General features: G+C 59.4%; 18 protein-coding genes. 14 read left to right on the forward strand and 4 right to left on the reverse strand.

All coding sequences use genetic code 11. The annotated features are described in order from the left end of the window. Window positions 1-193: 193 nt before the first annotated feature. From VNZ60_RS17290 to VNZ60_RS17325, 8 genes are all read left to right on the forward strand, one after another. A complete protein-coding gene (locus VNZ60_RS17290) occupies window positions 194-1,117 on the forward strand; it encodes a carbohydrate ABC transporter permease (RefSeq protein WP_325661259.1) in 924 nt (307 codons plus the stop codon). Between the two features lie 12 nt (window positions 1,118-1,129). Continuing rightward, window positions 1,130-2,023, forward strand: a complete 894-nt coding sequence (locus tag VNZ60_RS17295; RefSeq protein ID WP_325661261.1) for a carbohydrate ABC transporter permease — start codon at window positions 1,130-1,132, stop codon at window positions 2,021-2,023. Window positions 2,024-2,051: 28 nt separating this feature from the next. Continuing rightward, the gene (locus VNZ60_RS17300) at window positions 2,052-3,173 is read left to right on the forward strand and encodes an ABC transporter ATP-binding protein (protein WP_325661263.1); all 1,122 of its coding nucleotides are present in this window, start codon (window positions 2,052-2,054) and stop codon (window positions 3,171-3,173) included. A gap of 88 nt (window positions 3,174-3,261) precedes the next feature. After that, the gene (locus tag VNZ60_RS17305) at window positions 3,262-4,185 is read left to right on the forward strand and encodes a glucosamine kinase nucleotide-binding domain-containing protein (protein WP_325661265.1); all 924 of its coding nucleotides are present in this window, start codon (window positions 3,262-3,264) and stop codon (window positions 4,183-4,185) included. Next, complete coding sequence (gene nagA / locus VNZ60_RS17310; RefSeq protein WP_325661266.1) at window positions 4,182-5,303, forward strand: N-acetylglucosamine-6-phosphate deacetylase; 1,122 nt, start codon at window positions 4,182-4,184, stop codon at window positions 5,301-5,303. The genes VNZ60_RS17305 and nagA overlap by 4 nt, the downstream gene beginning before the upstream one ends. Beyond that, window positions 5,284-6,306, forward strand: coding sequence for an SIS domain-containing protein (locus tag VNZ60_RS17315; protein ID WP_325661268.1), 1,023 nt, complete (start codon window positions 5,284-5,286; stop codon window positions 6,304-6,306). Before nagA ends, VNZ60_RS17315 begins: the two co-directional genes overlap by 20 nt. A 185-nt stretch (window positions 6,307-6,491) precedes the next feature. Beyond that, window positions 6,492-7,061: a flavin reductase family protein gene (locus tag VNZ60_RS17320; RefSeq protein ID WP_325661270.1), complete on the forward strand. Its 570-nt coding sequence runs from the start codon at window positions 6,492-6,494 to the stop codon at window positions 7,059-7,061. A 319-nt stretch (window positions 7,062-7,380) separates the two neighbouring features. Then, window positions 7,381-7,662, forward strand: a complete 282-nt coding sequence (locus VNZ60_RS17325) for a DUF3303 domain-containing protein (protein WP_325661272.1) — start codon at window positions 7,381-7,383, stop codon at window positions 7,660-7,662. A 66-nt stretch (window positions 7,663-7,728) separates the two neighbouring features. Here VNZ60_RS17325 and VNZ60_RS17330 read toward each other — a convergent pair whose 3' ends face one another. Continuing rightward, window positions 7,729-8,487 carry an SDR family oxidoreductase gene (locus VNZ60_RS17330; protein WP_325661274.1) on the reverse strand — a complete coding sequence of 253 codons (759 nt, stop codon included), beginning with the start codon at window positions 8,485-8,487 and terminating at the stop codon, window positions 7,729-7,731. Window positions 8,488-8,709: 222 nt separating this feature from the next. Between VNZ60_RS17330 and VNZ60_RS17335 the strand changes: the two genes are divergently transcribed. The 3 genes from VNZ60_RS17335 to VNZ60_RS17345 all read left to right on the forward strand — a co-directional run bounded on the left by VNZ60_RS17335 (window position 8,710) and on the right by VNZ60_RS17345 (window position 11,050). After that, window positions 8,710-9,525 carry an ABC transporter substrate-binding protein gene (locus tag VNZ60_RS17335; RefSeq protein ID WP_325661276.1) on the forward strand — a complete coding sequence of 272 codons (816 nt, stop codon included), beginning with the start codon at window positions 8,710-8,712 and terminating at the stop codon, window positions 9,523-9,525. 83 nt (window positions 9,526-9,608) lie between these two features. Beyond that, window positions 9,609-10,361, forward strand: coding sequence for an amino acid ABC transporter permease (locus VNZ60_RS17340; protein ID WP_325661278.1), 753 nt, complete (start codon window positions 9,609-9,611; stop codon window positions 10,359-10,361). 2 nt (window positions 10,362-10,363) lie between these two features. Continuing rightward, window positions 10,364-11,050: an amino acid ABC transporter permease gene (locus VNZ60_RS17345; RefSeq protein WP_325661279.1), complete on the forward strand. Its 687-nt coding sequence runs from the start codon at window positions 10,364-10,366 to the stop codon at window positions 11,048-11,050. Here VNZ60_RS17345 and VNZ60_RS17350 read toward each other — a convergent pair. Both VNZ60_RS17350 and VNZ60_RS17355 read right to left on the reverse strand, forming a co-directional pair. Next, window positions 11,032-11,367, reverse strand: coding sequence for a helix-turn-helix domain-containing protein (locus tag VNZ60_RS17350; protein WP_325661281.1), 336 nt, complete (start codon window positions 11,365-11,367; stop codon window positions 11,032-11,034). The two genes, VNZ60_RS17345 and VNZ60_RS17350, sit on opposite strands and share 19 nt — an antisense overlap. Window positions 11,368-11,371: 4 nt before the next feature. Continuing rightward, window positions 11,372-11,728 carry a type II toxin-antitoxin system RelE/ParE family toxin gene (locus tag VNZ60_RS17355; protein ID WP_325661283.1) on the reverse strand — a complete coding sequence of 119 codons (357 nt, stop codon included), beginning with the start codon at window positions 11,726-11,728 and terminating at the stop codon, window positions 11,372-11,374. A gap of 165 nt (window positions 11,729-11,893) precedes the next feature. On the opposite strand from VNZ60_RS17355, the gene imuA reads away from it, so the two are divergent. Genes imuA through VNZ60_RS17370 form a run of 3 tightly spaced genes read left to right on the forward strand, consistent with a single transcriptional unit; the run spans window position 11,894 to window position 17,375 of the window. Next, entirely contained in the window at window positions 11,894-12,703 is an 810-nt protein-coding gene (gene imuA / locus VNZ60_RS17360; RefSeq protein WP_414648880.1) for a translesion DNA synthesis-associated protein ImuA, read from the forward strand. After that, window positions 12,636-14,159 carry a Y-family DNA polymerase gene (locus tag VNZ60_RS17365; protein ID WP_325661287.1) on the forward strand — a complete coding sequence of 508 codons (1,524 nt, stop codon included), beginning with the start codon at window positions 12,636-12,638 and terminating at the stop codon, window positions 14,157-14,159. The genes imuA and VNZ60_RS17365 overlap by 68 nt, the downstream gene beginning before the upstream one ends. A 33-nt stretch (window positions 14,160-14,192) precedes the next feature. Then, window positions 14,193-17,375 carry an error-prone DNA polymerase gene (locus VNZ60_RS17370; protein ID WP_325661322.1) on the forward strand — a complete coding sequence of 1,061 codons (3,183 nt, stop codon included), beginning with the start codon at window positions 14,193-14,195 and terminating at the stop codon, window positions 17,373-17,375. Window positions 17,376-17,387: 12 nt separating this feature from the next. Here VNZ60_RS17370 and VNZ60_RS17375 read toward each other — a convergent pair whose 3' ends face one another. Beyond that, window positions 17,388-18,788: an MFS transporter gene (locus VNZ60_RS17375; protein ID WP_325661324.1), complete on the reverse strand. Its 1,401-nt coding sequence runs from the start codon at window positions 18,786-18,788 to the stop codon at window positions 17,388-17,390. Between the last annotated feature and the right edge of the window lie 83 nt (window positions 18,789-18,871).

Consider the following 18,871-nt stretch of genomic DNA (forward strand, 5'->3'; position numbering starts at 1 on the left):
GGCAGCATAGCAGCCAAGGCTTGTCACTCACTGGGCAAGCCCGTGGCCAGCGGCATTGCAGTAAAAACATAAGCCGCTGTCACGTTCGTTTTCATGGTCCGCTCGGCGGCGCCAGGATGAAAAGCACGATCTCCCCCGTGCCTCATCCTGCCCGCGGCGGGCCTCGCATTCTATGCAATCACCGAAAACCCGAATGAATCTTCAAAAAAAGACATTCCCCTGGCACATCGTGATATTCCTGGCGCCAGCGGTCATCATCTATTCCATGTTCAGCGCACTGCCTTTGCTGGATACCTTGCGCTTGGGCTTTTATACCAGCAACGACGCCGGCGTCCACAGCTTCGTCGGCCTCGCCAATTACCACACCATCCTGTTCGATTCGGACTGGTCCAAGGCTTTCTGGAACGCCATGTTGAATAACGTGAAATTTTTCGCGATTCACATGCTGCTGCAAAATCCGATCGGCCTGTTGCTAGCCACCCTGTTCAGCCTCAAAGGCCTGCGTGGCGCCCGCACCTACCGCACGCTGATTTTCCTGCCGACCCTGTTGTCGGTGGTAATCATCGGCTTTATCTGGCAGTTGATCCTGTCGCCGCTGTGGGGTGTCGGCGAAGGCTTGATGACGCATGTCGGCCTGGGCGATTATTTTGCGCCGTGGCTGGGGCAAGAGACCACTGCGCTGCTGACGCTGGGCCTGATATCGGTCTGGCAATATGTCGGCATTCCGATGATGCTGATCTATGCCGCCTTGCTCGCAGTGCCTGAGGAAGTGCTGGAAGCGGCCTATGCCGAAGGCGCCAGTTCGTTCCGGATTTTCTGGCAAATCAAATTGCCGCTGATTTTGCCGACACTGGGCCTGGTAACCATCCTGACTTTTGTCGCCAACTTCAACGCCTTCGACCTGATCTATTCGGTCAAGGGCGCACTGGCCGGCCCTAATTACACCACCGACATCCTGGGCACCTTCTTCTACCGCACTTTCTTCGGCTACCAGGCACAAATCGGCAGCCCGACCATGGGCGCTGCGGTAGCCACCCTGATGTTCCTGGTGATTCTGCTCGGCGTCGCCAGCTATTTCTATTTCGTGCAGCGCAAGCTGACACGCTACGAACTGTAACGAGGACCTCTCATGACATCCATTTCCTCGCTCTCTTCCGCTGCGGCTGCCACCTCGGCGCCGGTGGTGCGCCCTGGCCGGTTTACCAATCTTGGCCGCATCTGGGTGCATATCGTTCTGTGCGCCTATGCCGTGATTGCACTGTTTCCGATTGCCCTGATCCTGATCAATTCGATCAAGTCGCGCGACGCCATCTTCGATAATCCGCTGGCGTTTCCAACGCCGGAGACGTTTTCCCTGATCGGCTTTGAAAAGGTTTTGCACAACACCAATTTCATGCTGTATTTCGGCAACAGCCTGGCGGTCACGCTTGGTTCCCTGCTGCTAATCGTGCTGTTCGGCGCCATGGCCGGCTGGGCCTTGTCGGAATACAAATTCCGCGGCAACCGCCTGATGGCGCTGTATCTGGCGCTGGGCATCATGATCCCGATCCGGCTTGGCACCGTCTCCATCCTGCAACTGGTCGTCAGCCTGGATCTGATCAACACCCGTACCGCACTGATCCTGGTGTACACCGCGCAAGGCTTGCCGCTGGCGGTGATGATCCTGTCCGAATTCATCCGCCAGATTCCCAAGGAACTGAAAGATGCGGCGCGCTGCGACGGCGTTGGTGAATTCAAGATCTTCTTCCAGATCATCCTGCCGCTGATCCGCCCGGCAATTGCCACAGTGGCGGTATTCACCATGATCCCGGCCTGGAACGACTTGTGGTTCCCGTTGATCCTGGCGCCGTCGGATGAAACCAAGACCGTCACTCTCGGCGTCCAGCAATTCATCGGCCAGTATGTGACTGACTGGAATTCGGTATTGGCCGCGCTGTCGCTGGCGGTGATCCCGATCCTGATCATGTACGTCATATTCTCCCGGCAATTGATCCGCGGCCTGACTTCTGGCGCAGTTAAGTAAAAAATCAAGTAAAACAACGAGACATACCATGGCAAACGTAAGCGTTAAACAAATTACCAAATCGTATGACGGCAAGCAGAACGTGCTGGCCGATCTCAACCTGGAAATCAAGGATGGCGAATTCGTGGTGCTGGTCGGCCCTTCCGGCTGCGGCAAATCGACCCTGCTGCGCATGCTGTGCGGGCTGGAATCGATCACCAGCGGCGAATTGTCGATTGGCGACCAAGTGGTCAATCATTTGCCGCCGGCCGAACGCGGCATTGCGATGGTGTTCCAGAGCTATGCCCTGTATCCGCACATGACCGTCTACAAGAACATGGCCTTTGGCCTGAAGATTGCCGGCGCCGACAAGGCCGCCATCGATCAGCGCATCCGCCACGCCGCCGGCATCCTGAAAATCGATCACCTGCTGGATAGATTGCCGCGCGAGCTGTCGGGTGGCCAGCGCCAGCGTGTGGCTATCGGCCGCGCCATCGTGCGCAAGCCGAAGCTGTTCCTGTTTGACGAACCGCTGTCCAACCTGGATGCAGCATTGCGGGTCCAGACCAGGCTCGAAATCGCCAAGCTGCATAAACAGCTGGAAGCAACCATCGTCTACGTCACCCACGATCAGGTCGAAGCCATGACCCTGGGCGATAAGATCGTGGTGATGAACGACGGTTATATCCAGCAGGCCGGTTCACCGCTGGAACTGTACCAGCGCCCGCAAAACCTGTTCGTTGCAACCTTTATCGGCTCGCCGAAGATGAACCTGTTCAACGGTACGATAACCGCGACCGAAGCTGACTGTCTGCGGATCAAACTCAGCAGCGGCCAGGAAATCCGCGCCGACGTCGCCGCCGGCAGCGCCAAGGCCGGTGATGCTGTCACGGTCGGGCTGCGGCCTGAACATATCCTGGAAAACGCGCATAGTGGGGAGGTATTCAGCGGCAAGGTCAGCATCGTCGAGCACCTGGGCGAAGCCAACTTTATCTACGTCACGCTGCAGGATGGCCAGGACCTGCTGGTGCGCGGCGACGGCAACAACCCGGTGCATATCGGCGACGGCGTTACCCTGTCAGCGCCCAGCTGCGCTTTCCATGTGTTCGACGCCAGGGGGCTGGCGTTGGCAAGGCTGAAACCGGGAAATATGATTTCATCCAAGCAATAATTATGCAGATCCCAATGCGGTATTTCGCAAGTAATAGAGCTTCAGAATTAGATACACTATGCGCCTTTGAAAAGGCGTGGGAGTTGAATTGAAAACAGCGTATGAATATCTGATCGGCGTCGATGGCGGCGGCACTAAAACCCACATCCGCGTCGAACGCCCGGATGGCAGCCATGTCGCCGACGGCAACAGCGGACCGTCGGCGCTGATGCATGGCACCAGCAAGGCCTGGTGCGCCATCGTCACGGCGCTCGACAACGCCTTCCAGACTGCCGGCGTCAGCCGCCCGCCGTATCAGGCGATCGCCGCCGGCTGCGGTTTGTCCGGCATCAACAACCCGCTGTGGGCGGCGCAATTTACCGAACAAAACCCAGGCTTCGGTGCGCTGGCGATTGGCACCGATGCTTTCACCACCCTGCTCGGCGCACATCTGGGGCAAGCCGGCGTGGTAGTGGCGATCGGCACCGGCAGCGTCGGCGAAGTGTTGCGCAGCGACGGCAGCCGCAGCGAGGTTGGCGGCTGGGGTTTCATGACCGGTGACGAAGCCAGCGGCGGCTGGATCGGCTTGCGCGCCGCCAACCATGTGGAACGGGTGCTCGATGGCCGTCTGGCTGCAGGACCGCTGGCCAGCGCCATCGTCCGTTTCTGTGGCGGCGGCGACAGCTTCAGCGCCAGCCAGAATCGTGAGCGCGTGCTGGCCTGGGTCACCAGCGCCAATCAAAGCATCTTTGCGCAACTGGCGCCGCTGGTGGTGGCGCATGCCAGCCAGGATGAGGCGGCGCTTGCCATCTTGCGCAAGGCCGGCCAGGAAATCGGCCAGATCGCCAGCGCCCTCGATCCTTCGCAACAATTGCCGATCGCCCTGTGCGGCGGCCTCGCCGGCCCGTTACAAGCCTATCTGCCGGAACCGTTAAAATCACGCGCAATCACGCCGCGCGCTGACGCCGCCATCGGCGCCCTGCTGCTGCTGCGGCAGCAGCTCGCGGCAGAGCCGGCAGGAGCCACATTATGAGCAGCAGCATGACGCAATTGCATGGAAATGTCCTGACTAGCGACGGCTGGATCGCCGGCAGCATAGGCTTCAGCGACATGATCACCGAGATCAGCGGCGAGGCACAGGAGCAGGCGCCGGACAGCGGCGATTACATCTTGCCCGGTTTCATCGATTTGCACGTCCACGGCGGCGGCGGCCAGGACATCATGGAGGCCGGTGATGCAGTACATGTGGTGTCGTGCTTGCACGCGCAACATGGCACCACCAGCATGCTGGCCACCACCATGACCGCGCCGCTGAAAGAACTGGAAGCCGCGCTGGGCGCGATCGGCCGTGCCTGCCGCGGCCGCCGCGCAGGCAGTGCGCGGGTGCTGGGCGCACATCTGGAGGGTCCCTATATCAATCCCGGCAAGCTCGGCGCGCAACCGGATTTTGCGATTGCTGCGACCCTGGAACAAGTGGACTGGCTGCGCAGTTTTGCACCATTGAAGCTGATCACCATCGCGCCGGAAATCAATGGCCATATGGCGCTGGTGAAAACCTTGTCGCAACTCGGCATGCGGGTCCAGATCGGCCATACCCTCGGCACTTATGAAGATGGCGTGGCAGCCCTGAAAAACGGCGCAGCCGGGTTTACCCATTTGTTCAACGCAATGAGTTCATTTCATCACCGCCAGCCGGGCATGGCTGGTGCGGCCCTGGCCCATGCTGAATATGCCGAACTGATTCCGGATCTGCTGCATGTCCATCCGGGCGCTATCAAAACCGCGCTGCGGGCGATTCCACGCCTGTATTGCGTCACCGACTCCACCGCCGCCTCCGGCATGCCGGACGGCGAATACATGCTGGGCCGCCAGGTAGTGCATAAATGCCTGGGCGGCGTGCGCCTGGGCGACGGCACCCTGGCCGGCAGCACCCTGACCATGGATCAAGCCTTGCGCAACCTGGTGTCGCTGGGGCTCGATCTGGCGGAGGCGTCGCTGCGCGTCTCCACTTATCCCGCCGACTATCTCGGGATGCAAGAGCGCGGCCGCCTCAAGGTAGGCTGCTTCGCCGACATCCTGCTGCTAGATCGCCAGCTCAAACTCAAAGCCGTCTATGTTGAAGGAGAAAGAATTGACCTCGTTGATGCTTAAAGAAGCCCGCTCGGCGGCAGAATATGTCGCCTTGCAGCTCAGCCAGGAGCGCGACCGCTACGCCGAGCTGGGGCAACGCCTGCGAGCCGCGCCGCCATCGAGCATCCTGACGGTGGCGCGCGGCAGTTCCGACCACGCCGCCAATTATTGCGCCTACCTGATCATGGCGCGCCTGGGCCGCATCGTCGCCTCGCTGCCGCTGTCGCTGGTGACCCTGAACAAAGCGCCCTTGCATGCGCGCGATGCACTAGCGATTGCCATTTCACAGTCGGGCCAAAGCCCTGACGTGATCGAACCTATCCGTTATTTCCGCGACAGCGGCGCCACCACGGTCGCCTTGGTCAACGATGCCGCATCGCCGCTGGCTGACAGCGCCGAATGGACTTTGCCCTTGCACGCCGGCGCCGAACTCAGCGTGGCCGCCACCAAGAGTTTTATCGCCAGCCTGGTGGCCGCCGCCAGGCTCACCGCGCACTGGCAAGACGACGCCGCCTTCCTCGCCGCCATCGACGCCTTGCCGCAAGCGCTGACTGCCGCCACCCAGCTTGACTGGACAGCCGCCATCGAAGTGCTGGCGCCCTCTTCGCGCATCATGGTGGTCGGCCGCGGCATCAGCTTGCCGCTGGCGCTGGAATCGGCATTGAAGTTCAAGGAAACGTCGGCGATCCAGGCCGAAGCCTTCAGCGGCGCCGAAATCAAGCATGGCCCGATGGCTTTGATCGACGAAGGTTATCCGCTGCTGATCTTTGCTACCCGTGGACCGACCCAGGCCGGTTTGCTGAAACTAGCCGACGAAATGCGCGGCCGCGGCGCCAAGGTATTGCTGGCGGCGCCGGACGATATCAGCGCCCGCGACCTGACCCTGCCGCTCGCCGCCACACCGGATCTCGATCCGATCGTAGCGATCCAGGCCTTCTATGTGATGGCGGCGCAACTGGCGGTGGCGCGCGGCATGGATCCGGATCAGCCAAGGCATTTGAGTAAGGTGACCAAGACGCAGTAGCTGGACTTACCTACTGCGGCCTGCTGCAGCGATAAGGTAGCTACTCCGTGGCCCGCTAAGTGGGGTCAGAGTGAAGTTTCTGCAAAAAGCGCGCAGAAAGTTCACTCTGACCCCAGTTAGCTCTGCTGCAGCGGATGCGATATCTCGATAGACTAAGCGCCTATCGCAACGCTATCGGAAGCCAGATGCAAAATATCCAGCCAGTAGAACTCGCCAAAGCCTATCGCCTGCTGAATCACGGCCCCACCACCATCGTCACCAGCGCCCACGCCGGCGTCAGCAATGTGATGGCGGCGGCGTGGGCGATGCCGCTGGATTTCGATCCGCCTAAAATCTTGCTGGTGATCGATAGCAGCACCCTGACCCGCGAACTGGTGGAAGCGTCAGGCGAGTTCGCCTTGAATATCCCGACACGGGCGCTGGCTGAAACCACGCTGGCGGTAGGATCGAGCTCGGGACGTGACGGCGACAAATTTTCCGCACTCGATATCGCGACATTCCCATCGCAGAAAATTGCCGCACCGCTGATATCAGGCTGCCTGGCCTGGCTCGAATGCAAGGTGATTCCCGAGTTGCATAACCAGCAGCGCTACGATCTGTTTATCGCCGAGGTGGTCGCCGCCTGGGCCGATGCAGCGGCGTTCTCGGCAGGCCGCTGGCACTTTCCGGCGGACGATCAGCGCTCGCTGCACTATTTGTCCGGCGGCGCCTTCTTTGCCACCGGCGAGGCGTTCAATGTCGAACTGAGGCCGTAACGAGGATTCAGTTCGCGGCCAAGTTGAAAATGGATCGGCCAGACCGGCATACACGAGATAGTTGCCGCGAGTGCTAGCAACTTGCGCTTTAGAAAAATTTTCATTGCCGGCAAATAATTCCAGACAGATCCGCAACGATCGATGCAGATTTTTAAGCTTGCCCGGGCCTGCTAACGCCTGATTGATATTTGTTTAATCTGACCTAGCATTCAGTTCAGCGTGCGTGTTTACACGCTATAACGCGCTGCTCAAACGATAGAGGAGTCAAGGCCATATCGCTGGCGAGGCGGCGCTTCACAGATGACGAAGGAGGATTCCCATGAAATTCATAACGACGTTCTCTTGGAAACCTGACCCGAAGACCCGCGAGGAAGGTATTGCCCGCTTCAAAAAGACCGGTGGGCTCCCGCCGGCAGGGGTCACCTTGCTGGGGCGTTGGACAAACGTCGATCTAAGCGGCGGCTTTGATCTGATCGAGAGTGACGATCCAAAGGCCATCGCCGAGTTTGCATTGATGTGGAGCGACCTGATGGAGTTGACGACGGTCCCGGTTCTTGAAGATGAAGCGTTGGGCGCGGTATTGCAGCGCATCGGCGGCTAAAGGCAGTGTTGGCAACGTTAAACCTGGCGCAAGCGCCCGCCAGCGGGACGGGCGTTTGCGCCAACATCAGCCGCGGCCGATAAACGGCATATTGGTCGCCATCACCGTCATGAACTGAACGTTCGCATCCAGCGGCAAACTGGCCATGTACAGCACCGCATTGGCAACGTTTTCAACCGCCATCGTCGGCTCCACGGCAATCTGGCCATTGGCCTGCAAGATACCCTGCTCCATTCTTTCAGTCATGTCGGTAGCGGCGTTGCCGATATCAATCTGGCCGCAGGCGATATTGTATTTGCGGCCGTCCAGCGAAGCCGATTTGGTGAGGCCGGTGATGGCGTGCTTGGTGGCGGTATAAGCGACCGAATTCGGCCTTGGCACGTGGGCCGCGATCGAACCGTTGTTGATGATGCGGCCGCCGCCCGGCGTTTGCGTCTTCATGATGCGGAATGCTTCCTGGGTGCAAAGAAAGGCGCCGCTCAAATTGACATCGACCGAAGCTTTCCATTGCGCAAAATCGACATCTTCCAGCGACGCCGACTTGGTGAAGATGCCGGCATTATTAAATAACAGATCAAGCCGGCCGAACCGTTCCCGGATTTTTTCAAACAGCGCCTTGACCGAGGTCGGATCGCTGACATCGGCAGGCACCGCCAAAGCATGCGCTCCCAGCGCACCGGCGGCTGCAATCGTTTCCTCTAATGCGGTACTGCGCCGGCCAGCCAGCACCACACTGTAATCGTTGCGCAGCAAAGCCAGGGCAATGTGCTTGCCGATGCCGGAACCGGCGCCTGTGACCAGCGCGACTTTTTTGGTTGTTGCCATAGCGTGTGCTCCTTGTCTGTTTTCCCGAATTTATCTCCTGCATTTTAACGGTGTTTCAACATCGGGCCGAGAGTGCCCGAGGATGGCTTGCAAACTTGTAATAATCAAATGCAACTTTGATCGTTCACTGCGTGATTTTGTTTTGTTAATCTTCCCTGCATGGCGGTTGCCTTTTGCGCTCCGCCAGATAAATCGAAACGCCAACCAGGGACCACTACAACAATGAAATCATATGCCATCCTATTTGCCGGCCTGACACTGCTGTCGGGCCTGGCCCACGCCGACAAACTCGACGACATCAAGAAGGCCGGTGTATTGCGGGTCGCTACTTTTGACGGCAATCCGCCATTTGGCTTTGTCGATCAGAAGACCAACAAAATCATCGGCCTGGATGTCGACTACGCTAACGAAGTCGCCAAAAAACTGGGGGTCAAAGTGGAACTGGTGCCGACCAATCCGGCCAACCGGATTCCCTTGCTGACCTCCGGCAAAGTCGACCTGGTGTTCGCCAATTTCACTATCAATCCAGAGCGCGCCCAGGTGATCGATTTCAGCATCCCCTACTTTGCTTCCGGCCAGCAGTTCCTGGCGAAAAAGGGCGTGTTGAAGAATGCCGTGCAAATTCCCGAGTTGCGCATAGGCACCGATAAAGGCACCACCATGGAAACCACCTTGCGCGAGAAATATCCTGCGGCCAAAGTCGTCTTGTATGACGACACCCCGTTCGCCTTGGCGGCCCTGCGCAACGGCAACGTCCAGGCGATCACTCAGGATGGTTCAAAGCTGATCGCGCTGCTGGCGAATATTCCGGACAAGGAAAAATATGAAATCCCGGCGTTTGCCATTTCCGAAGAATACGAAGGCGTCGGCGTGCCGAAGGGCGAAACGCGCCTGGTCAATGCGCTGAATGACACTCTGCGCGAATTCGAAAAGAATGGCATCGCGCTCAAGATCTATGACAAATGGTTCGGCCCCAACAGCAAATCGCCGCTGCCGCGCCTGTTCAAGATTGGCGATACCAGGCTGAGCCAGAACTAATCACATATCTCCGTGTATCTGTCTTGCACCGGCAATCTTTATGGCTGCCGGTGCTTTTTTGTTTAGTCGCCGCAAAGTAAAAAATGAATCAGATTCAATCGATCATGGGGCAAATGCTAGCCCCCAAATACCTGGCTTGGCTGATCGACGGCCTGTGGATGACGCTGCTGCTCTCCGCCATAGTCGCAGTGCTTGCCACCTTGCTGGGCATCGTCATCGCGGCCGCACGCTCCAGCCGGCGGCGTTGCTGGTCGCTGCCGGCCAGCGGCTTTCTCTCCATCTTCCGCAATACGCCGCTCCTGGTGCAACTGTTTTTCTGGTATTTCGGCGTCTCCGGCCTGCTGCCGGAAAGTTCAGTGGAATGGCTCAATACGGTGCATGGCGTGGCGCTGGGCCCTTATCTGAAATTGACATGGCCATCGTTCGAATTACTCTGTGCGATCTTCGGCCTGAGTCTGTATTCGGCCGCCTATATCAGCGAGGAAATCCGCTCCGGCATGCGCGGCGTTGCGCCAGCGCAAAGGTTGGCGGCGGCCGCTCTCGGCTTGAACCGCTGGCAGGGATTGCGTTACGTGATCCTGCCGCAAGCGATACGCGTTGCATTGCCGCCCCTGCTTGGTCAATACATGAACATCATCAAGAACACTTCATTGACCATGGCGATCGGCCTGGCTGAATTGTCTTACACCTCGCGCCAGGTGGAAGCCCAAACCTTCAAGACGTTTCAGGCTTTCGGCGTGGCGACCTTGTTTTATATCGCCGCTATCGCGTTGATTGAAACCACGGGCCAATTGATCCGGCGCAAACAGAGACTGGCCGCCGGTGCGCAGCGATGAGCATGCAATTCAGAGTATTGACGGACAACCTGCCGTATCTGTTATGGGGCGCCTATCCCGACGGCCCTCTGGGCGGCGCCGCCCTGACCGTATTGCTCAGCGCGGGCTCGGCGCTGGCCTCGGCGCTGCTGGGATTGGTGCTAGGCATTGCCTTGTCGCTGCTGCGCAGCTGGCCGCATCTGCTGCTGACCATGGTGCTCGGCTTGTTGCGGGCGATTCCGGTGTTGATGCTGATTTTCTGGACGTATTTCCTGCTGCCTATCGTGTTCCACATCGACGTCCCTGGCGTGCTGTCAGTGATGTGCGCGCTGGCGCTGATCGGCGGCGCTTATCTGGCGCACTCGGTGCATGCCGGGATCAGCGGCGTCAGGGCCGGGCAATGGGATGCGGGCTTGTCGCTGGGCATGACGCGCACGGCGGTACTACGCTATATCGTATTGCCGCAAGCGCTGCAAATGATGCTGCCCTCCTTCGTCAATCAATGGGTGACCTTGATCAAGGACAGTTCATTGGCCTACATCGTCGGCGTCGGTGAATTATCGTTCGTGGCGGCGCAAGTGAATAGCCGGGTAATGATTTATCCAGCCGAGATATTCCTGTTTATCGGCTTGATTTATTTTGTGCTGTGCTCGGGACTGGGCTTGTTTGCAGGCCGGGTGGCGGCGTACTTTCAGGCCACCACCACCTGAGTGTGGCCCAGGGTGGAACTACTGGCCTTCTTCACCACGATTTCCACATCCCGCCCCAGGCGATTCAGGCATTCGATCATCTTGGCCTGGCTGATGCCCCTGAATTTTCCGCGCAGCATTTCTGAGAGTTTAGGCTGCGGCATGCCCAGCAGGTCGGCGGCACGTTGCTGAGTCAGGCGCCGGCTCTTGATGATCTGCGCGATCTCATGCGCCAGCTTGGCCTTGACCAGCATTTCATCGGCATCGGGGAAGCCGAGATCGGCATAAGGGTTGTCGCTGCCTTGTTCGATTTCGATGTCGTTTATGGTGGTGTTCAATTCCTTACCCCTTTTCTAATGCGGCTACCGCCTTCAGGCGGGCCTGGATCAATGCTGTATCCGGCTTTGGCGTGGCGATGCCGCTAGTCGATTTTTTCTGGAAACAATGCAGCACATACACCGACATGGCGTAACGTACCGTGTACACCGCACGGTACGTTACGCCGTGATGATCTTCCACTACCTCCAACACCCCTGCTCCGCCACAACCTCTGAGTGGCTTGGCCTGACTGTGTTTGCCACCGGCTTGCGCCAGATGCAGCGCATAACCGAAGGTGTCCTGCACATCTGCCGGCATCGCTGCCAAATCTTTCTTTGCTGAACCTACCCAGCGCAGAGGTCTCGTAAAAGTGAATAGCATGGATTATACCCAAATATAGATAAACATGCGATACGGTTTTCGCCGCAACATGGCTAGGTGAATGGAATAGATGAGCGGATTGACTAAACTCAAATCGAATTTATACTGTATGCATGTACAGTATAATATTTCTCCGCTTATGCTTTCACCTAATATCATTTCGTCATGCCCATGCCTGCCAGCCCCTCATCCAGCATTTCCGCCGCCGCCCAATCGGTGGTGGCGACCTTGCCGCATGCCTTGTGGCGCGCCGACCAGATGGGTTCTTATCAAGGCGTGGTCAGCGCTTCCGGCCATCCCTCCCTGGATCGCGAGTTGCCGAACGGCGGCTGGCCGCATTCGGCATTGATAGAGTTGCTGCTGCAACAAGCCGGCTGCGGTGAAATCCGCTTATTGCAGCCGGCGCTGGCGCGCATTGCCAGCCAGCGCCGGATCGTCTTGCTGCAGCCGCCGCATCTGCCGCAGATCGCCGCCTGGGAAGCCTCGGGCCTGGCCAGCGAACAACTACTATGGATCAAGGCGGTGCGCAGCGCCGATGCGTTGTGGTCGGCGGAACAGGTATTGCGTAACGGCAGCTGCGGCGCATTGCTGCTGTGGCAATCGCACATCCGGGGCGAAGCTTTGCGCCGCTTGCATCTGGCAGCCCAGGCCAGCGACACCCTGCTGTGGCTGATCAGACCGCTGAGCGCCGCCCACGAATCCTCACCCTCGCCTTTGCGCCTGACGTTGCGGCCGGCGCGCGACGGCGTCGAAATCCAGCTGCTCAAACGCAAAGGACCGCAACACGAACAGGCGTTTTACCTGCCGCTGTCGGCTGCCGTGCCCGCTTTTACTTCAACGACTGCTTCGACTACCGCTTCGGCTACTGCTCCGACCGTTCCACCAAAATCTTCTACCGTACCCAATCATGTCTCTCTGGATAGGCATACACCTGCCGCTGCTAGCGCTGGAAACATTGCGCCCGCGCTGGTCTGAACCCTGCATGCTTGCGGTGCTGGAACATGACCAGGTGCTCAGCATGACGGCCAGTGCGGCTGCCAGCGGCGTGCGGCCGGGCATGCGCCGCGGCGGCGTGCTAGCGCTGGCGCCGCAAGCGCTGTTATGCGAGCGCGACCTGGCGCGCGAACAAGGCGCACGCGACGATATCGCGCTGACCTTGCTGCAATACACACCGGAAGTGGCGCACGCCGAAGAAGATTCGCTGCTGCTCGATGTCAGCGCCAGCCTGAGTGCTTTCGGCGGCCGGCTGGCGTTGTGCCGCCGCATCCGCGAGAGTATCCAGGCACTCGGCTTCACGCCGCACGTCAGCATGGCGCCGACGGCGCAAGGGGCATGGCTGCTGGCCCGCGGAATGAGCCGTGATAATAGCCGCCATGCGCCGGGCTTAGCCAGGCAACGCCGCAGCTTGCGTTTGGCCAGCATGCAGCGCCGCCTGGATGCCTTGCCGTTCATGATCCTGCCGGCCGCACGTCCTTATCAGGAGTGGCTGGCCGGCATCGGTTGCAAGACCCTGGCCGATTTGCGTAAATTGCCGCGCGCCGGCTTGCAGCGGCGCAGCGACAAACACATCCTGGAAAGCCTGGACCGCGCCTACGGCACGGCGCCGGAAATGTTTGAATGGGTGCAAGCGCCGCAGACATTTTCGGCATGGCTGGAACTGCCGGACCGCATCGAACATGCCGAGGCGGTGCTGTTTGCGGCGCGCCGCCTGATCCTGCAAATGATAGGCTGGCTGGTAGCGCAGCAACTGGCGGTATCGCGTTTCATGCTGTCGCTGGAACATGAGCGCGGCCGCCAGGCGATCGCTCCCACTCCATTGGAAATCGCGCTGGCCGAACCGGCCTGGCATGAAGAACATCTGTTGCGCTTGTTGAAGGAACGGCTAGGCCGGCTGCAACTCGATGCGCCGGTGATTGCCTTGCGCTTGCAAGCATCCCAGGTGGCAGCGATGTTGCCGCCGACTGCCTCGCTGTTTCCCGAACCGGGCGGCGCACCCGGCGCCTATGCGCGCTTGCTGGAATTGTTAAGCGCTCGGCTTGGCAGCGACAACGTATTGCAGCCGGCCGCGCAGGCCGATCACCGGCCGGAAATCGCGAATGCCTGGCAAGCCGCCGCCGACAGCCACGGCAGTGACAGTGGCAGCAAGCGTCGCCCGCCGCCAGAGGAAACCTTGCGGCGCATCCAGCCGCAACGGCCGTTCTGGTTATTGCAACAGCCGCTGGCTTTGATGCTGCGTCAACACCGGCCGTTTTACGGTTCGCCCCTGCGCTTGCTTTCAGGGCCGGAACGGATCGAATGCGGCTGGTGGGATGGTCCGGCAGCGGTGCGCGATTACTTCGTGGCGGAAGGCGAAGAAGCTGCTTGTTATTGGATCTACCGCGAACGCCACGACAATGACGTCCAATGGTTTCTGCATGGTTTGTTTGCCTGACTTTTCTGATGTGCAAATAATCTCCGCATGAATATGAATTCCCCCACGCCGTCATCGCTCACCCTCCCAGCCTTGCTACCGGAATATGCCGAGCTGCAATGCGTCTCCAATTTCAGTTTCCTGCGCGGCGCCTCACATCCGGAAGAGCTGGTAGAGCGTGCCGCCCAGCTCGGCTATAAGGCGCTGGCGATTACCGATGAATGCTCGCTGGCCGGCGTGGTTCGGGCGCATGTGGAAGCCAAGAAGCATAAGCTGCCGCTGCTGATCGGCAGTCAGTTCCAATTGCGTGAGGTTGACGATGAGACCGACGGCGGTCCGCCATTTTCACTCATCGCGCTGGCGCAAAATCGTGAAGGCTACGGCAATCTGTCGGAACTCATCACATTGGCGCGCAGCCGCGCCGATAAAGGCCATTACCTGCTCAGACCGCAAGATCTGGAGCAGCCGGACAGCGCCAACGCCCATCTGCGCCAGCTGCCCGATTGCCTGCTGATCCTGCTGCCGGTGCATGGCGTTGATAGTGCGACACTGACACGCCAGGCGGCATGGCTGAGCCGCACGTTTCCAGGCCGCAGCTGGATCGGCCTGACCATGCTGCATCAGGCCGGCGATGAGCGGCAGCGTGCCGTGATTGAACAAGTTGCGCTTGCGCTCGGCCTGCCGGTGGCGGCCACTGGCGACGTTTGCATGCACCGCCGTTCACGCAAGCCGCTGCAAGATACGCTGACTGCGATCCGGCTCGGCAAGCCGGTCGCTGCTTGCGGTTATGCGCTGGCGCCGAATGCCGAACAACATCTGCGCGCCAGGCTGCGGCTGGCCAATTTATATCCGCCTGCGGCCTTGGCCGAAACTGTCAAGATCGCCGACTTGTGCCACTTCTCGCTGGATGAGTTGAAGTATGAATACCCGGATGAAATCGTGCCGCCTGGGCATACCCCGGCCAGCTATCTGCGCCAGCAAACCTATCTCGGCGCCCGCGACCGCTTCAGCGACGAAATCCCGGCTGCAGTGCAGAAACAACTGGAAGAGGAGCTGGATCTGATTCACGAACTGGGCTATGAAGCTTACTTCCTGACGGTCTACGACATTGTCCAGTTTGCCCGCCGCCAGGGCATCTTGTGCCAGGGCCGCGGCTCGGCGGCCAACTCGGCGGTCTGTTACTGCCTCGGCATTACCGAAGTCGATCCGGCGCAAAGCACCTTGCTGTTCGGCCGCTTTATCAGCCGCGAGCGCAATGAACCGCCCGATATCGACGTCGATTTCGAACATCAGCGGCGCGAAGAAGTGATCCAATATATTTACAACAAATACGGCCGCCGCCGCGCCGCCCTGACTGCGGTGGTCATCAGCTATCGGCCGCGCAGCGTCTTGCGCGATGTCGGCAAGGCGCTGGGCGTCGATCCCGGCCTGGTCGACCAGGTCGCCAAATCGCAGCGCTGGTGGGACGACAAGCAGCAGCTGCAACAGAATTTCAGCGAGCTCGGCATGGCGGCCAACACCGTAATCGCAGAACAATGGGCCGATCTGTCGCATACGCTGATGGGATTTCCGCGCCATCTGTCGCAGCATCCGGGCGGTTTTGTGATTTCGCGTGGCAAGCTGTCGCGCCTGGTGCCTATCGAAAACGCGGCAATGAAAGATCGCAGCGTGGTGCAATGGGACAAGGATGATCTGGATGCGGTTGGCTTGCTCAAGGTGGATATTCTGGCGCTGGGCATGCTGTCGATGCTGCAGCGGGCGCTGGCGATGGTGGCGTTGCAACGTGGCGAAACATTTGAAATGAAAGATATCCCGCGCGAAGATCCTGCGACTTATGAAATGATCCGCCGCGCCGACACCGTCGGCGTGTTCCAGATCGAAAGCCGGGCTCAGATGAGCATGTTGCCGCGTCTGCGACCGCGTAAATTCTACGATCTGGTGATCCAGGTCGCCATCGTCCGGCCGGGGCCGATTCAGGGCGGCATGGTTCATCCCTATCTGCAAAACCGGAAAAAACGCGAAGATGAAATCATCTACCCCAAAGAGGAATTAAGGGAAGCGTTGGGTAGAACCCTGGGGATACCGATTTTTCAGGAACAGGTGATGCAGATCGCCGTGATCGCAGCCGGTTTTACCGAAGGCGAGGCCGACAGCTTGCGCCGTTCGATGGCGGCCTGGAAGCGCAAAGGCGGCCTCGAAAAATTCGAGCGCAAGTTGATCGACGGCATGGTCGGCAAAGGCTATGAAGAAAATTTCGCCAAGGCCATCTACAGCCAGATCCAGGGCTTTGGCGAATACGGTTTCCCGGAAAGCCATGCCGCCAGTTTCGCCCAACTGGCCTATGCCAGCTCCTGGCTCAAATGCCATGAACCGGAAGCTTTCCTGGCGGCGCTGCTGAACAGCCAGCCGATGGGATTTTATTCGCCGTCGCAGCTGGTGCAGGATGCGCGCCGGCATGGCGTCGAAGTGCTGCCGGTCGATATCAACCTGAGCAACTGGGAGGCCGCCCTGGAGCCGACGGCGGCCAGCAGGCCGGCAGTGCGGCTGGGGCTCAACCTGGTGCGCGGCCTGAACGCCGACCATGCGCAAGAGATTGAAGCGGCACGCGCAGTGCGCGCTTTCAGCGATCTCAAGGACATGGCCTTGCGCAGCGGTTTGAAGCGCGATCAATTACAGGCGTTGGCTGCCGCCAATTCGCTGGCGCCGATGGTCGGCAATCGGCGTCAAGCTCTGTGGCAGGCACTGGTCAGTACGCCGGAAAAAGGCTTGCTCAAGCAGGCTCAGGTGACAGAAGAAGAATTGCTGCTGGCCGCGCCCTCGGAAGGAGAGAACCTGGTCAACGATTATGGTTCGTTGGGCTTGACCTTGGGCCGCCATCCGCTGGCGCTGCTGCGCCCGCAATTAAACGCCCAACGCTTCATGGCGGCCGAGGTGTTGAACACCTTCAATAATGGCCGGCTGGCGCGCGCTTGCGGCATCGTCACGGTGCGCCAGCGCCCCGGTACCGCCAAGGGCGTGGTGTTTGTCACCCTGGAAGATGAAACCGGCACCGTCAATGTCATCGTCTGGCCGGATCTGGCCGACCGCCAGCGCAAGGAATTGCAAGGAGCGGCGCTGATGGGCGTCAACGGCGTCTGGCAATCCCAGGATGGCGTCAGGCATCTGGTCGCCAGACTGTTAATCGATATGTCGCCCTTGCTGGGCAAGCTCGGGACCAGCAGCCGCGACTTTCATTGACGGCCTTGAGGTTCAATGGCTATGCGGTTTTGAGTGCGGCATATGCAGATGATCGGGATGCAGGTCGAGCAACTGATCGATGCTGGCGCCGGGGTCTTCGCTGCCATCTTCCTGAATCGCCACCAGGCGCTGACGCACGATATCATCCTCCAAATCCGCCAATGCCACCAGATCGCGCTGGCGCTGCCAGCGCATCGCCACCAGCGCGCCCAGGAACAGCACCGTCAGGCAAGCCGCAGGAACCAGCATCGGCGTGACATTGCTATGCGTGACCTTGCCGACGTAGGGCATCAGGTTTTGCCCGAAAAAACCGCCCAGGTTGCCGATCGAATTGATCGCTGCAATACTGGCGGCGGCACGTGCGCCTTGGAAGAATTTCGGCGGCAAGGACCAGAAACAGGGATACAGCAAGGTGATGCAAGCGCCGCCGATAACCAGGGCGCCGAAGCGCAGTGAGTTGGAATCCAATAGCGCACTCGATGTGAAACACAGCAAACCCAGCAAGCCGATCGCGGCAATCGCTTTAAACACTACCCGGTCATGCCGCAATTTTCCCGGCAGCCACAGCAGCAACAGCACCGCCAGTCCCCACGGCATCATGTTCAGCAAACCATTGATGGTGGAGCTGACGCCGAAGCCTTTGACCAAGGTCGGCAGCCAGTAGGTGACGCCATACAGGGAGGTCGACATCAGCATGTAGGTGGCGGCAAACAGCAGCACGCGCAGATCCCACAAGGCCGCCAGCGGATTGCCGCGCGTGACATTGGCAGGTGTATCGCGCAGCATCATGTCGTTCAATCTGGCTTTCTGCGCGTCAGACAAAAACTTGGCTTCATCTATCGAACCCGGCAGATACACCATCACCACCAGTGTCAACAACACCGCCGGCGCGCCGGTCGCGATAAACACCCATTGCCAGCCGGCCAGTCCCAGCGTGCCGTTCAGGTTCAGCAACAAGCCGCCGACCAGGGCGCCCAGCATATTCGCCAATGCACTCCCCAGCGTGAAAATCCCTAGCACGCGGGTCCGATATATCTGCGGAAACCACAAGGTCAGGTAATAAATCACGCCCGGATAAAAACCCGCTTCGGCCACGCCCAGCATGAAGCGCAACACATAAAACATCGGCAGCGAGCTGGTGAAGCCCAGCAGTATCGTCACCGCGCCCCAGGTAAACATGATGCGCGCCAGCCAGACCCGCGCGCCGTATTTATGCAGGGCCAAAGTGCTGGGGATTTCAAACAACAGGTAACCGATAAAGAACAAGGAGGCACCCAAGCCATAAGCCGCCTCGCTCATGTTCAATGCATGCACCATATCCAGTTTGGCAAAACCGACATTCTGGCGGTCGATGAAAGACACCAGGAACATCACGATCAGCAATGGCATCAAACGCCACGCCACTTTTTTCATCAACTGGTCTTCAGACAATTCGGTTTGTGACTGCACGATGGGGCTCCGTATTTTTATAGGATGAAAGTATCAGCGAAAATTCA

The sequence above is a fragment of the Collimonas sp. genome, assembly GCF_035566375.1.
In the GTDB taxonomy this organism is placed as follows: domain Bacteria; phylum Pseudomonadota; class Gammaproteobacteria; order Burkholderiales; family Burkholderiaceae_D; genus Collimonas.